We start from the raw sequence: 14312 nt of genomic DNA, 5'->3' as shown, positions 1-14312 counted from the left end.
GGCCGGGGGGCCCCCCCCCGCCCCCCCCCCCACGCCTCCCGGTCCGTCCGGGACCTGTCAGTCCGTCTTGGGCTTGGCGTCGACGCCCGCCTCCTTGCGCTGCTCACCCGTGATCGGGGTGGGCGCGCCCGTCAGCGGGTCGAAGCCGGAGGCCGTCTTCGGGAAGGCGATGACGTCGCGGATGGAGTCGCCGCCCGCCAGGAGCATGCAGATCCGGTCCCAGCCGTAGGCGATGCCGCCGTGCGGCGGCGGGCCGTACTTGAACGCCTCGAGCAGGAAGCCGAACTTGCTCTCCGCCTCCTCCTTGGAGATGCCGAGCACGTCGAAGACGCGCTGCTGCATCTCGGCCCGGTGGATACGGATCGAGCCGCCGCCGATCTCCATGCCGTTGCAGACCATGTCGTAGGCGTAGGCCAGAGCCTCACCCGGGTGGTCCTGGAAGGTGTCGGCCCACTCGGGCTTGGGCCCGGTGAACGGGTGGTGGACCGCGGTCCAGCCGCCCTCGCCGTCCTCCTCGAACATGGGGGCGTCGACGACCCACAGGAAGTTCCACGCCGACTTGTCGATCAGGCCGCAGCGACGGCCGATCTCCAGGCGGGCCGCGCCCAGCAGGTCGCGGGAGGCGGTGACCGTACCGGCGGCGAAGAAGACGGCGTCGCCGGGCGCCGCGCCCACCTTCGCGGCCAGGCCCGCGGTCTCGGTCTCCGACAGGTTCTTGGCGACCGGGCCGCCGAGCGTGCCGTCCTCGCCGACGAGGACGTAGGCCAGGCCCTTGGCGCCGCGGGACTTGGCCCAGTCCTGCCAGCCGTCGAGCTCCTTGCGCGTCTGCGAGGCGCCGCCCGGCATCACCACGGCGCCGACGTACGGTGCCTGGAAGACCCGGAAGGTGGTGTCGGCGAAGAACTCGGTCATCTCGACGAGCTCCTGGCCGAAGCGCAGGTCGGGCTTGTCCGAGCCGTAGCGGGACATGGCCTCCCAGTACGTCATCCGGGGCAGCGGAGTCGGCAGCTCGTAGCCGAGCGTCTCCTTCCAGATGCGGCCGACCAGCGCCTCGCCCAGCGCGATGACGTCGTCCTGGTCGACGAAGGACATCTCGACGTCGATCTGGGTGAACTCCGGCTGCCGGTCCGCGCGCAGGTCCTCGTCACGGAAGCAGCGGGCGAGCTGGTAGTAGCGCTCCATGCCGGCGACCATGAGGAGCTGCTTGAACAGCTGCGGCGACTGCGGGAGGGCGTACCAGCTGCCGGGCTGGAGCCGGACCGGCACCAGGAAGTCGCGGGCGCCCTCCGGGGTCGAGCGGGTGAGCGTGGGCGTCTCGATGTAGTTGAACCCGTGCTCGCGCATCACCTCGTGGGCCAGGTAGGTGGCCTTCGAACGGATCCGCATGGCCTGCGCGACCTGCTGGCGGCGGATGTCGAGGTAGCGGTACTTGAGACGGGCCTCCTCGGAGACGCCGGTGTGGCCCTCGATCGGGAACGGCAGCGGCGCGGACTCGCTGAGCACCTCGACCTCGGAGGCGACGACCTCGATCGCGCCGGTCGGCAGCTCGGGGTTCTCGTTGCCCTCGGGGCGGACCCGCACCTCTCCGACGACCTTGACGCAGTACTCGGCGCGCAGGCCGTGCGCGTCGTCCTCCTCGCGGAAGACCACCTGGGAGGAGCCGGAGGCGTCACGCAGGTCGATGAAGACGACACCGCCGTGGTCGCGGCGGCGCGCCACCCAGCCGGCCAGCGTCACTTGCTGCCCGGCGTGCTCCTTGCGCAGTGATCCCGCTTCGTGCGTGCGGATCATCAAAACTCCTTATGCATGGAAACCCAGTCCTTCAAGGCCGGGAGGAAACGCGGCGCGACGCCGCAGAATTCGACAGTGTGTTCGTTGGCGGCGACCGCCAAGCCGCCACCTGCACGATCGGCTCCACCCTCGCCGCCGGGCCGGCGGAGAGGTGAAACGCCTGCGGAGCTGGTGCAAGACCCCAACGAAAGATCCTTTTCGGGCGGGCGACCGGCGGTGAAGCAGGAAACCCTGCGGGCGACCGTGGGAATCCCCTCCGTTCAGGGGGGAAGGAGGTCAATTGCTCAGTCTCTCCTTCAGGGTCGCGACGATCCCGGCGAGCGGCACGGCGGTCTGGTCGCCGCTGACCAGGTCCTTGACCTGGGCGACCCCGGCGGCGATGTCCCGCTCACCGAGGATCACAGCGCAGCTCGCCCCCGACCGGTCGGCGCCTTTCATGGCGGCCTTGACGCCCTTGCCGCCGAACGACATGTCGGCGTCGAGACCCGCCCGGCGCAGCTCGGTGACGAGCAGGAACATCCGGCGGCGCGCCTCCTCTCCCAGCGGCACACCGTACACCTGGACGCGTCTGTCGGCCGCCTCGTCGCCGAGCAGTCCCTCGGCCTCCATGGCCAGGACCGTCCGGTCGACGCCGAGGGCCCAGCCGACACTGGGCAGCGCCGGGCCGCCGATCATCTCGCTCAGCCCGTCGTAGCGTCCGCCGCCGCCGACCGCCGACTGCGAGCCCAGCCCGTCGTGGACGAACTCGAACGTGGTGCGCGTGTAGTAGTCCAGGCCGCGGACCAGCCGGGGATCGTCGGTGTAGGCGACGCCCGAGGCGGTCAGCAGCGAGCGGACCTCCTCGTGGTAGGCCTTGCACGCCTCGCACAGGTGGTCGACGACCAGCGGGGCGCCGTCGAGCTGGGCCTGCACCTCGGGACGCTTGTCGTCGAGCACGCGCAACGGGTTGATCTCGATCCGGGCACGGGTGGCCTCGTCGAGGTCGAGCCCGCGCAGGAAGTCCTGCAGCGCGGCGCGGTAGGCCGGGCGGCACTGCCGGTCGCCCAGCGTGTTGAGCAGCAGCCGGACGCCGGTGAGCCCCAGTTCGGCGTAGCCGTCGGCGGCCAGCACGATCAGCTCCGCGTCGAGGGCCGGGTCCTCGGCGCCGAGGGCCTCGGCGCCGACCTGCCAGAAGTGGCGGTAGCGGCCCTTCTGGGCCCGCTCGTAGCGGAACTGGCTGCCGGAGTACCACAGCTTCACCGGAAGCTGGCCGTTGTGCAGGCCGTGCTGGAGGACGGCGCGCACGACCGAGGCGGTGCCCTCGGGACGCAGCGTGATCGAGCGCCCGCCCTTGTCCTCGAAGGTGTACATCTCCTTGGAGACGATGTCGGTGGACTCACCGACACCGCGCACGAACAGCGCGGTGTCCTCGAACACCGGTGTCTCGACATAGCCGTAGCCCGCGCGCCTGGTGGGAGCGGTCAGCGCCTCGCGCACGGCGAGCGCCCGCTCCGAACGCGGCGGGATCCAGTCGAAGGTGCCCTTGGGCGCCTGCAGAGTCATCTTCTAAAGTCCCCTGGTGGGACCGGCGTACGGCGCCGCCTCCGCCAAATACGGATTGGTGGCGCGCTCGTGGCCGATCGTGGTCTGTGGTCCGTGACCGGGCAGGACGACCGTGTCCTCCGGCAGCGGCAGGCACTTGGCGGCCAGGCTGCGCAGGATGGTCGGATAGTCGCCGCCCGGAAGGTCTGTGCGGCCGATGGAGCCGGCGAACAGCAGGTCGCCCGAGAACAGCACGTCGGGAATCTCCTCCGTGCGGGGCAGCCTGAACGTCACCGACCCCCTGGTATGGCCGGGGGTGTGGTCGACGGTGAGCTCCATGCCCGCCAGGCTCAGCACCTCGCCGTCGGCCAGTTCCCGCACGTCGTCGGGCTCGGTGAAGGTCAGCCCGCCGAACAGCTGCTGGCCGGACGACAGGGACATTCCCTTGACCGGGTCGGACAGCAGCTCGCGGTCCTCGGGGTGGATCCACGCGGGGATGTCACGCGCTCCGCAGACCGGGGCGACCGACCACATGTGGTCGAGATGGCCGTGGGTGACCAGCACCGCGACCGGCTTCAGGCGATGCTCGCGCAGCACGTCGTCCAGGTCGGCAACGGCGTTCTGACCGGGGTCGACGATGACGCACTCCTCACCGGCGGCGGGAGCGACGACGTAGCAGTTGGTCTGAAACGACCCTGCGGGAAAGCCGGCGATGAGCATCTGCCTCAGCTGATCTCGTCAAGAAAACGGATGGGAATGTAACCGAAGGGTACCGGTGCGGGTCGGCGGGCTGCGAACCATTCCCCATTGGCCGATACGATTCGCCCACCTCAATAAGTAATACTCCGGCACTCGGGAGGGCGAAGTGGTGAGCGGCAAGGACCGCCAGAAGCAGCTGGCCCGCGAGCACTACGAGCGGCAGAACCAGCGGCGCGTCGAGCGTGAGGCCAAGGCGAAGCGCAACGCGATCATCGGCACCAGTGTGGCCGTCGTGGTGGTCGTGGGCGGTGTGATCGCCGCCACGACCCTGCTCGGAGGCAACGACCCGTCGCCGGCCACGGCCGAATCGGCCTCCTCGGCCCCACCGGTCACGCCGTCGCAGACGAGCACCGCCGCCCAGCCGACGGCCTTCGACCCCGCCGGCGGCACCTGTGGCTACGTCGCGGACGCCGCCGGCGCCCCGGCGAAGAACGTCGGCATGCCCCCGGCGAAGGTGGACACCACCCCCAAGACGATGACCCTGAAGACCAACCAGGGCGACATCGTCATCGAGGTGTCGGCGGAGAAGACACCCTGCACGGTCAACTCCTTCGCCTTCCTGGCCCAGAAGAAGTACTTCAACGGCTCCAAGTGTCACCGTCTCGGCTCCGACCAGTTCCCGGTCCTGCAGTGCGGCGACCCGCTGGCGAAGGCCGACGGCAAGAACCAGACCGACGGCCAGGGCGGGCCGGGGTACCGTTTCGTCAACGAGAACCTCCAGGGCGCCAAGTACACCCGGGGTGTCGTGGCCATGGCCAACAGCGGTCCGGACACCAACGGCAGCCAGTTCTTCATCCTGTACGGCACCGCCCAGCTGGACCCGGCCTACACCCCGTTCGGTACGGTCACCAAGGGGTTGGACATCATCGACAAGGTGAACAAGGGCGGTGTCATCACACCGGGACCGGACGGCACAGGAGCCCCGAAGGAAACTGTGGAAATCAAAGACGTGACAATGTCCGGCAAGAGCTGACGTAATACAACCAAGAGGCGGATAGCCTCGAAAGGCTGATGAAAGTGCGGGAGGACACGGTGAGCACCGACCCGTGGGGCCGGGTAGACGACGACGGCACCGTCTACGTACGTACGGCTGAGGGAGAGCGGGCCGTCGGGTCCTGGCAGGCCGGCGAACCGGAAGAGGCACTGGCCTACTTCCATCGCAAGTTCGACGAGCTGGCCGGGCAGGTCACGCTGCTTGAGCAGCGGGTCCGCGGCACCGATCTGCCGCCCGCCCAGGCAGAGGCGACCATCGTCAAGCTCCGCGAAGCGATCACCGACGCGCACGCGGTCGGCGACCTCGACGCGCTGCTGGGCAGGCTGAACGCCCTCTCGGAGCTGGTCTCCCAGCGCCGCGAGGAGGTCAAGGCCGCCCGCGACGTGGCCCGTGCGGAGGCCAAGGGCGTCAAGGAGCGCATCGTCGCCGAGGCCGAGCGCATCGCCGACGACACCACCCACTGGAAGACGGGCGGTGAGCGGCTGCGCCAGCTGGTGGAGGAGTGGAAGGCCGCAGAGCGCATCGACCGGGTCACCGAGGCGGCCCTGTGGAAGCGCCTGTCTGCGGCCCGTACGGCCTTCGCCAAGCGGCGCAAGGCCTACTTCGCCGGGCTGGACGAGCAGCGCGAGGGGGTGCGCTCCTCCAAGGAGCGCATCGTCGCCGAGGCGGAGGCGCTGGCCTCCTCCACCGACTGGAGCACCACGGCGTCGGCCTACCGCGAGCTGATGCAGCAGTGGAAGTCGGCGGGCCGGGCCTCCCGGGAGGTCGAGGACGAGCTCTGGGGCCGCTTCAAGGGCGCCCAGGACCAGTTCTTCCAGGCCCGCTCGGCCGTCTTCGCCGAGCGCGACGCCTCGCTGGCGGCCAACGCCGAGGTCAAGGAGCAGCTCCTGACCGAGGCCGAGAAGATCGTCCCGGTCTCCGACGCCCGTGCGGCCAGGACCGCCCTGCGGGGCATCCTGGAGCGCTGGGAGGCGGCCGGTCCGGTCCCGCGTGACCAGCGCGACCGCCTCGAGGGCGGGCTGCGCAAGATCGACGACGCGGTGCGCAAGGCCGAGGAGGCGGAGTGGAAGCGCTCCAACCCCGAGGCCCGCGCCCGCGCGCAGAACACGGTCGACCAGCTCCGCAAGTCGATCGAGCAGTTGGAGGGCCGCCTGGCCAAGGCCCAGGCCGCAGGTAAGGACAAGGACGCCAAGGACGCCGAGGAGTCCCTGATCGCCCGCCGCTCCTGGCTGGAGGAGGCCGAGCGCACGCTCGCCGAGTTCTCCTGACCTCCTGATCCGGTCGGGGATCCGGACGGGGGCGTGCCCGAGAGGGCACGCCCCCGTCCGTTTTCTCCCGGCATGACCGCCGCCCCGGCTCCCGCCGGGCCCGGCGCTCCGTCTCAAGGCTCTCCCCACACCGGTGCGTCCCGCCCGGCCGGAGAGGTGGCCCGTCCCGCCGTCCGGGAACGGGCCCCGGACGTCAGGAAGCGGTCAGGAGGCGGTCAGGAGGCGCCGCTCACCCGGTAGACGTCGTAGACGCCCTGGACGTTGCGGACGGCCTTCAGGACGTGGCCCAGGTGCTTGGGGTCGCCCATCTCGAAGGTGAACCTGCTGATCGCCACGCGGTCCCTCGACGTGGTCACCGACGCGGACAGGATGTTGACGTGCTGGTCGGACAGGGTCCGGGTCACGTCGGACAGCAGGCGCGGCCGGTCGAGCGCCTCGACCTGGAGCGCGACCAGGAACACCGAGTCCTCGGCGGCCGACCAGGCGACCTCGACCAGGCGGTCCGGCTCGGACTTCAGCTGGCCCACGTTGGGGCAGTTGGTGCGGTGCACCGAGACCCCGTGGCCTCGGGTGACGAAGCCGATGATCTCGTCGCCGGGCACGGGGGTGCAGCAGCGCGACAGCCGTACCCAGACGTCGGAGTCTCCCGCGACGACCACGCCCGCGCCGCCGCTGCCCCTGGGACGGCCGCGCAGCTTCGTCGGCACCGACGCCTCGGCGATGTCCTCCTCGGCGCCCTCCACTCCCCCGAAGGAGTGCACCAGCTTCTGCACGACCGTCTGAGCGGCCACGTGGCCCTCTCCGACGGCCGCGTAGAGCGCGGAGACATCGGGGTAGCGCAGGTCCCTGGCGAGCGCCAGGAGGGCCTCTCCGGACATCAGGCGCTGCAGGGGAAGGCCCTGCTTGCGCATGGCCCTGCCGATGGCCTCCTTGCCCGCCTCGATCGCGGTCTCGCGGCGCTCCTTGGAGAACCACTGCCGGATCTTGTTGCGGGCGCGGCCGGACTTGACGAACTTGAGCCAGTCGCGCGACGGGCCCGCGTCCGGCGACTTGGAGGTGAAGATCTCCACCGTGTCGCCGTTGCCGAGACGGGACTCCAGCGGCACCAGGCGGCCGTTGACCCGCGCGCCGATGCACCGGTGACCGACCTCGGTGTGCACGGCGTAGGCGAAGTCGACCGAGGTCGCCCCCTCCGGGAGGGCGATCACCTGGCCCCTGGGCGTGAAGACGTAGACCTCGGAGACCGACAGGTCGAACCTCAGCGACTCCAGGAACTCACCCGGATCCGCGGTCTCCTTCTGCCAGTCGAGGAGCTGCCGGAGCCAGGCCATGTCGCTGGCGGGCTTCAGCTTCGCCCCGGGAGGACCCGAGGTGGTCATGTCCTCCTTGTACTTCCAGTGCGCGGCCACGCCGTACTCGGCCCTGTGGTGCATGCCGTGGGTGCGGATCTGCAGCTCGACGGGCTTGCCCTCGGGGCCGATGACCGTGGTGTGCAGCGACTGGTACATGTTGAACTTGGGCATCGCGATGTAGTCCTTGAACCGGCCGGGCACCGGGTTCCATCGCGCGTGAATCGTTCCCAGGGCGGCGTAGCAGTCGCGGACCGTGTCGACCAGCACCCGGATGCCGACCAGGTCGTAGATGTCGTCGAAGGCGACGTCCCTGGCGATCATCTTCTGGTAGACCGAGTAGTAGTGCTTGGGGCGCCCCTTGACCACCGCGCGGATCTTGGCCTCGCGCAGGTCGCCGGAGACCTTCTCGATGACCTCCTGCAGGAACAGGTCCCTGCGCGGGGCGCGCTCCGACACCATCCGGGCGATCTCGTCGTATCGCTTGGGGTAGAGCATGGCGAACGCGAGGTCCTCCAGCTCCCACTTGATGGTGTTCATGCCGAGGCGGTGGGCGAGCGGCGCGAAGATCTCCAGCGTCTCGCGGGACTTCTGCTGCCGCTTGTGCTCGGGCAGGTAGCGCATGGTGCGCATGTTGTGCAGACGGTCGGCGAGCTTGATCACCAGCACCCGGATGTCGCGGGACATCGCCACGACCATCTTGCGCACGGTCTCGGCCTGCGCGGCGTCACCGAACTTGACCTTGTCGAGTTTGGTGACGCCGTCGACCAGCAGCGCGATGTTGTCACCGAAGTCGGAGCGCAGCTCGTCGAGGCTGTAGGCGGTGTCCTCGACGGTGTCGTGCAACAGCGCGGCGCACAACGTCTCGTCGTCGGTGCCCAGCTCGGCGAGGATCGTCGCGACCGCGAGCGGATGGGTGATGTAGGGGTCGCCGCTCTTGCGCTTCTGATCGCGGTGATGGTAGGCGGCCATGTCGTAGGCACGCTCGATCACCCGCAGGTCCGCCTTCGGATGGGTCGCACGGACCGTTCGGAACAGCGGCTCCAGCACCGGGTTCATGGCGCCACCCCATTGCCCCCCAAAGCGTGCGAGCCTGCGCCTTACCGCAGGCCTCTCTTCGGCGGCTCCGGACATGGCGGAACCGGCATCGCCTGCCGGGACGGCCGTCGCGGGACCGCCACCGTCGGCGGTCACGTCGGGGACGACCACATCACGGGGCACTCAGACTCCTCACGTTCGAGTCCAGATCCCCCCAGTGTATCCAGACCGGTTCAAGTGCCTTCCCCGGCGGGGTGGGATCAGACAATCACGAGGGAATGCACCTCGACTCCGTCCAGCCGCTCCCGGCCGTTGAGGAAGGCCAGTTCCATGAGCACGGCGATGGCGACGACGTCGGCGCCCGCCCTGCGGACCAGCTCCACCGCCGCGCGCGCCGTACCTCCGGTGGCGAGCACGTCGTCAACGATCAGGACGCGTTCCCCGGGGGTGAAGGCGTCTCGATGGACCTCGATGATGGCGGAGCCGTACTCCAGATCGTAGGACGCCTCAAGCGTCTCTGAGGGCAGTTTGCCTTTCTTTCGTACCGGAACGAAGCCGGCGCCCGCCTTGTAGGCCGCCGGGGCCGCCAGGATGAACCCTCTGGCCTCGATCCCCACGATCTTGTCGACCCGGTAGAGGCCGGCGAATTCGTCGACCACGGCGGCCATCGCCTCGGGGTCGGCGAGCAGCGGTGTGATGTCCTTGAAGAGCACTCCGGGCTGGGGGTAGTCGGGTACGTCGCGGATCCGGTCCAGGATCAGCTCGCTCAGGTCGGTCATCGTCACTTCCTCCAAGGAAAAGCCTCCGCCCCCGGTGAGGGAGCGGAGGCTTGCTCTGGCGGCCTACTTCTTCTTGCGTTTCTCCGTCTCGGACACCGAGCCGTTCGAGGCTCCCGCCGTCACCGGCTGCCGGAGACTTTTGGCACCGCCGCCCTTGCCCCCGCCGCTCTGGGCGGAGAGCCTGCGGGCGATCGCCTGGTAGCGCGGCTCGCGCTCCTTCAGCGTGACCAGCATCGGCGTCGCCACGCACAGCGAGGAGTACGTACCGACGATCATGCCGACGAACAGCGCCAGCGATAGGTCCTTCAGCGTGCCGGCGCCGAACAGCGTGGTGCCGATGAACAGGATCGCCGCCACCGGCAGGATCGCCACCAGGGTGGTGTTCAGCGACCGGATCAGCGTGTGGTTCAGCGCGTTGTTCGCGGCCTGGGTGTAGGTCATCTTGGAGGTCGTGCCGAGCTTGGCGGTGACCTCCTTGATCATGTCGAACACGACGACCGCGTCGTACAGCGAGTATCCGAGGATCGTCAGGAAGCCCAGCAGGGTCGCCGGGGTGACCTCGAAGCCGGACCAGGCGTAGACACCGGCGGTGATCACCAGGTCGTGGAGCAGCGCCACGACCGCCGACAGCGCCATTTTCCACTCGAAGGCGAGCGTGAGGTACAGGATGATGGCCAGCATGAAGACGATCAGGCCGGTGATCGCCTTGTCGGCCACCTGACCGCCCCACGAGGCGCCGATCACCTGGAGGGTGACCTGGTTCTGCGGCAGGTCGAACTTCTTGGCGACCGCCTTCTGGACGTTGGTCACCCCCTCCGGCGAAAGGCTCTCGGTGGTGACCCGCCAGCCGTTGTTCGTCGTCTGCACGATGACCTGGTGGGCGCCCGCGTCACCGAAGGTGGTGCGCACGTCCTGGATCTCGGTGGCGGCCGGGGCCTTGAAGGAGAACACCGAGCCGCCCCTGAACTCCACGCCCAGGTTGAGGCCGTGCAGGAGCAGACCGGCGAGTGAGACCAGCAGCAACAGGGCCGACAGGCCGTACCAGAGCTTCCTGCGGCCGACGAAGTCGACGTCGATCTCGCCGCGGTACAACCGGCGCGCGATGCCGGACATCAGGCCTCCTGCGGAACGGTCTTGGAGCCGACGGCCGCCGTGCTGCTCATGCGCTCGGCGTCGAGGCCGGAGAGCTTGTGACCCTTGGCGAAGAACTTCCGCTTGGCCAGCAACGCGACGAACGGCTTGGTGAACAGGAAGACCACGACGATGTCGATGAGCGTGGTCAGGCCCATGGCGAAGGCGAACCCGGCCACACCGCCGACGGCCAGGAAGTACAGCACGACCGCGGCGATGAACATGACCGCGTCGGCGATCAGGATGGTACGGCGGGCGCGGGTCCAGGCGACCTCGACGGCCGTCCGCAGCGAGCGGCGGCCTTCCTTCATCTCGTCACGGATGCGTTCGAAGTAGACGATGAACGAGTCCGCGGTGATACCGATCGAGACGATGAGGCCGATGATGTGCGGCAGCGACAGGCGGAAGCCCGCGAACGCACCGAGGATCACCACCGCCTCGTAGGTCAGGATCGAGGCCACCGTGAGGCTCAGCACCGAGACGATGCCCAGGCCGCGGTAGTACAGCATCGAGTAGACGAGCACCAGGGCCAGGCCGATCGCACCGGCGATCATGCCGCCGCGGAGCTGGTCGGCGCCCAGGGAGGAGGAGATCTCGTCGATCGAGCTCTTCTCGAACTTCAGCGGCAGCGCGCCGAACTTGAGCTGGCCGGCCAGCTCGTTGGCCGTCACCTGGGTGAAGTTGCCGGAGATCTGCGCCCGGCCGCCGGTGATGGGCTCCTGGATGACCGGAGCGGAGATGATCATACCGTCCAGGACCATGGCGACCTGGTTGCGCGGCGGCTGGGAGTTGAAGGCGGTGGTGGTCACCTTGGACCACTGGTCGGGCCCCTGCCCCTTGAAGGAGAGCTCGACGAGCCACTCGCCGGTGGTCCGGTCGACGCCCGCGTTGGCGGAGGCGATCGAGCTTCCGGTCACGGCCGCCTTGTCGAGGACGTACTTGGCGGCGCCGTCCTGGCTGCACCCGGCGTACTGCTTGTTCGGGTCGTCCTGGGCGCCCTGGCCCTTGTTCTTGGAGCAGTCGAGCGCCTCGAACTGCTTGAGCACCGCCGGGTCGATGCCGGCGGTGTCGATGTCGCCCTCCGGGTTCGGCTCCGGGGCGGTGGGCGAGGCGGAGGGGGCGGCACTCTGGCTCGGCTGGGCGGACGGGGTCGCGCTCCTGCCGGGCTTGGCGCCCTTGCTCTGCCTCTCGGAGGAGGTGGGGGTGGCTTCCGGGCTGGGGTTGACGAGCGCCGCCGACAGGGCCCGGCCCGCGGGCGAGCCGCTCGGGCTCGGCGCGGCGGCGGTGGCGGTGGGCGCGGGACTCCTGGTGCCCTTACCGCCCCCCGCCCCCGGCGAGGCAGACGGGGAAGGCTTCCCCGTCTCCTCCTTCTTGCCGGGGGTCGTGGGGGAGGTGGACGGCGTCGGCGCCTGGGTGGGCATCTGGCCCGGAGGCGGGGGCGACCCCGCCGCGACCGCCATCACCTGGCGGAAACGCAGTTCCGCGGTGGTGCCGACCAGCTTGACGACTTCCTCCTGGCCAACTCCGGGGACGGAGATGACGATGTTGTCACCGGACTTGGCGACCTCGGCGTCGGAGATGCCACTGCCGTTCACCCGGTTCCGGATGATGCCGACGGCGAGGTCCAGACTCTCTTCTGTGGGAGCGGTGCCGTTCGGGGTGACGGGCTTCAGCGTCACTGTCGTGCCGCCGGCGAGGTCGAGGCCATACTGGGGGGTGTACGCCTGGTTGAGAAGCATCACCCCGCCCATGGCGAGAATGATCGCCAGAAGCAGCAGGAGCACGCGCCCCGGTCTGCTCTGGCCGCTGGTCGGTCGGGCCACTGGTCGTCAGTTCTTTCGGCTATAGGGATAGTTGTAGAGCCTGCGCATCACTTCTTGGTCGTCGAGTCCTGGTTGTCGCCTTGCGGCTCGGCGGTCTCCACTGCATTGTCCCCGACGACGTCGACGTTCTTGACGTCTTCGTCGTCGGCGTCGTCAACAGGGGTCAGCACACGGCCGACCGCCGCCTTGACCCAGCGGGTCTCCACGCCGGGGGCGATCTCGAGGATCACGTCGTCGGCGTCGATCGCGACCACGGTCGCGAAAAGCCCGGTGGTCGTCATGATGCGGGATCCCGGGTTGAGCGAGTTCTGCATCTGGACCTGCTCCTGCTGCCGCTTGCGCTGCGGCCTGATGAGCAGGAAGTAGAACACCACGACCATCAGAGCGATCATGATAAGGCTGGAGTAGTTGCCGCCCATGGGGCCGCTCCTTCGCTAAAGAATGACCGGCCGGAGCCGGACGTCATGTGAGGCCACGCCGCTCAGACACGTCAGCCTACACAGCCAGCCAAGCCTGGGAGTTTAGGCGAGCTGTTAGGAGTGCGGCAACGAGGTCACGTTCTGGCGCGCGGGGAAGTTCCCATTTCGATACGGTTGTCACCGATCCGTGATCAACCCCGCGCGGCTTGTCACCGTAACCCAACGTCAGGATCGCTCTGAGTCATCCCCAAGATCGGGCATCATCGAGGCGCCGAACGCGTCGGGAGGCGGCGTCAGGCCGAGGTGGACCCAGGCGGCGGCGGTCGCGACGCGCCCCCGGGGGGTACGGGCCAGCAGCCCCTGGCGCACCAGGAAGGGCTCGGCGACGACCTCGACCGTCTCCGGTTCCTCCCCCACCGCGACCGCCAGCGTGGACAGGCCGACCGGGCCGCCGCCGAACTTGCGCAGCAGCGCGCCGAGAACGGCCCGGTCGAGCCGGTCGAGTCCTTCGGCGTCGACCTCGTAGAGGTTCAGCGCCGCCGAGGCGACGTCCCTGTCGATCACCCCGTCGGCCCGCACCTCGGCGAAGTCGCGCACCCGGCGCAGCAGCCGGTTGGCGATGCGGGGCGTGCCCCGGGAACGCCCGGCGACCTCGCGCGCGGCGTCGCCGGGAAGCCGCAGTCCGAGCAGCCTGGCGGAGCGGTGCAGCACCTGCTCCAGCTCCGCGGCGTCGTAGAAGTCCATGTGGGCGACGAAGCCGAACCGGTCGCGCAGCGGCGCGGGCAGCAGCCCGGCCCTGGTGGTGGCGCCGACCAGGGTGAACGGCGCGACCTCCAGCGGGATCGCGGTCGCCCCCGGCCCCTTGCCGACCACGACGTCGACGCGGAAGTCCTCCATCGCGAGATAGAGCATCTCCTCCGCCGGCCGGGCCATCCGGTGGATCTCGTCGATGAAGAGAACCTCTCCCTCGGAGAGCGTCGACAGGATCGCCGCGAGATCGCCCGCCCGCTCCAGGGCCGGTCCCGAGGTGATCCGGAGCGGCACGGACAGCTCGGTGGCGATGATCATGGAGAGCGTCGTCTTGCCCAGCCCCGGAGCACCGCTCATCAGCACGTGGTCCGGAGGCCGGTTGCGTCGCAGCGCGCTGTGCAGGACCAGTGACAGCTGCTCGCGGACGCGTGCCTGGCCGATGAACTCCTCAAGCCGTTTGGGGCGCAGCGCCGCCTCGATCAGCCGCTCGTCGCCCTCGGCCTCCGGCGACACCAGATCCCGCTCGGAACTCACGCCGGTTCACCTTCGCTCACTCGGGCACCCGTACGGGTGGTCTCGCTCCTTCCGGGACCGCCGCGCCGCTCCCGGGTCCGCCCCCTCGCCGCGGGGCTCGCGGCCCCGCCGGACGGGCGGCCCGTGCCACCGGCGATCCGCCCTCCGGCCGTGAGG

At 69.5% G+C, this 14312-nt stretch carries 11 protein-coding genes; 2 read left to right on the top strand and 9 right to left on the bottom strand.

What is annotated here, in order from left to right:
• Window positions 1-57: 57 nt before the first annotated feature.
• The 3 genes from aspS to AB0N02_RS34425 all read right to left on the bottom strand — a co-directional run bounded on the left by aspS (window position 58) and on the right by AB0N02_RS34425 (window position 4032).
• Window positions 58-1791, bottom strand: a complete 1734-nt coding sequence (gene aspS / locus AB0N02_RS34435) for an aspartate--tRNA ligase (RefSeq protein ID WP_363955133.1) — start codon at window positions 1789-1791, stop codon at window positions 58-60.
• A 276-nt stretch (window positions 1792-2067) separates the two neighbouring features.
• The gene (gene hisS / locus AB0N02_RS34430; protein WP_363955130.1) at window positions 2068-3333 is read right to left on the bottom strand and encodes a histidine--tRNA ligase; all 1266 of its coding nucleotides are present in this window, start codon (window positions 3331-3333) and stop codon (window positions 2068-2070) included.
• A gap of 3 nt (window positions 3334-3336) precedes the next feature.
• Complete coding sequence (locus tag AB0N02_RS34425; RefSeq protein ID WP_363955128.1) at window positions 3337-4032, bottom strand: MBL fold metallo-hydrolase; 696 nt, start codon at window positions 4030-4032, stop codon at window positions 3337-3339.
• A gap of 148 nt (window positions 4033-4180) precedes the next feature.
• Between AB0N02_RS34425 and AB0N02_RS34420 the strand changes: the two genes are divergently transcribed.
• Window positions 4181-5044, top strand: a complete 864-nt coding sequence (locus AB0N02_RS34420; RefSeq protein WP_363955125.1) for a peptidylprolyl isomerase — start codon at window positions 4181-4183, stop codon at window positions 5042-5044.
• A 38-nt stretch (window positions 5045-5082) separates the two neighbouring features.
• On the top strand, window positions 5083-6333 hold the full coding sequence (locus AB0N02_RS34415; RefSeq protein WP_363955123.1) for a DUF349 domain-containing protein: 1251 nt from the start codon (window positions 5083-5085) through the stop codon (window positions 6331-6333).
• A 215-nt stretch (window positions 6334-6548) separates the two neighbouring features.
• Here AB0N02_RS34415 and AB0N02_RS34410 read toward each other — a convergent pair whose 3' ends face one another.
• The 6 genes from AB0N02_RS34410 to ruvB all read right to left on the bottom strand — a co-directional run bounded on the left by AB0N02_RS34410 (window position 6549) and on the right by ruvB (window position 14156).
• Window positions 6549-8741 (bottom strand): bifunctional (p)ppGpp synthetase/guanosine-3',5'-bis(diphosphate) 3'-pyrophosphohydrolase, encoded by a 2193-nt coding sequence (locus tag AB0N02_RS34410; RefSeq protein ID WP_363955120.1) that lies wholly within the window; start codon window positions 8739-8741, stop codon window positions 6549-6551.
• Window positions 8742-8980: 239 nt separating this feature from the next.
• The gene (locus tag AB0N02_RS34405; RefSeq protein WP_363955117.1) at window positions 8981-9499 is read right to left on the bottom strand and encodes an adenine phosphoribosyltransferase; all 519 of its coding nucleotides are present in this window, start codon (window positions 9497-9499) and stop codon (window positions 8981-8983) included.
• Window positions 9500-9562: 63 nt separating this feature from the next.
• The gene (gene secF / locus AB0N02_RS34400; RefSeq protein ID WP_363955115.1) at window positions 9563-10612 is read right to left on the bottom strand and encodes a protein translocase subunit SecF; all 1050 of its coding nucleotides are present in this window, start codon (window positions 10610-10612) and stop codon (window positions 9563-9565) included.
• Entirely contained in the window at window positions 10612-12414 is a 1803-nt protein-coding gene (secD, locus tag AB0N02_RS34395) for a protein translocase subunit SecD (RefSeq protein WP_363955112.1), read from the bottom strand. The genes secF and secD overlap by 1 nt, the downstream gene beginning before the upstream one ends.
• Window positions 12415-12500: 86 nt before the next feature.
• Window positions 12501-12872 (bottom strand): preprotein translocase subunit YajC, encoded by a 372-nt coding sequence (gene yajC, locus AB0N02_RS34390; RefSeq protein WP_363955109.1) that lies wholly within the window; start codon window positions 12870-12872, stop codon window positions 12501-12503.
• A 225-nt stretch (window positions 12873-13097) separates the two neighbouring features.
• On the bottom strand, window positions 13098-14156 hold the full coding sequence (ruvB, locus tag AB0N02_RS34385) for a Holliday junction branch migration DNA helicase RuvB (protein ID WP_363955106.1): 1059 nt from the start codon (window positions 14154-14156) through the stop codon (window positions 13098-13100).
• Window positions 14157-14312 lie beyond the last annotated feature (156 nt).

It is taken from the genome of Streptosporangium sp. NPDC051022 (assembly GCF_040683035.1).
GTDB lineage: Bacteria > Actinomycetota > Actinomycetes > Streptosporangiales > Streptosporangiaceae > Streptosporangium.
This window is presented reverse-complemented; position numbering and strand designations above follow the sequence as displayed.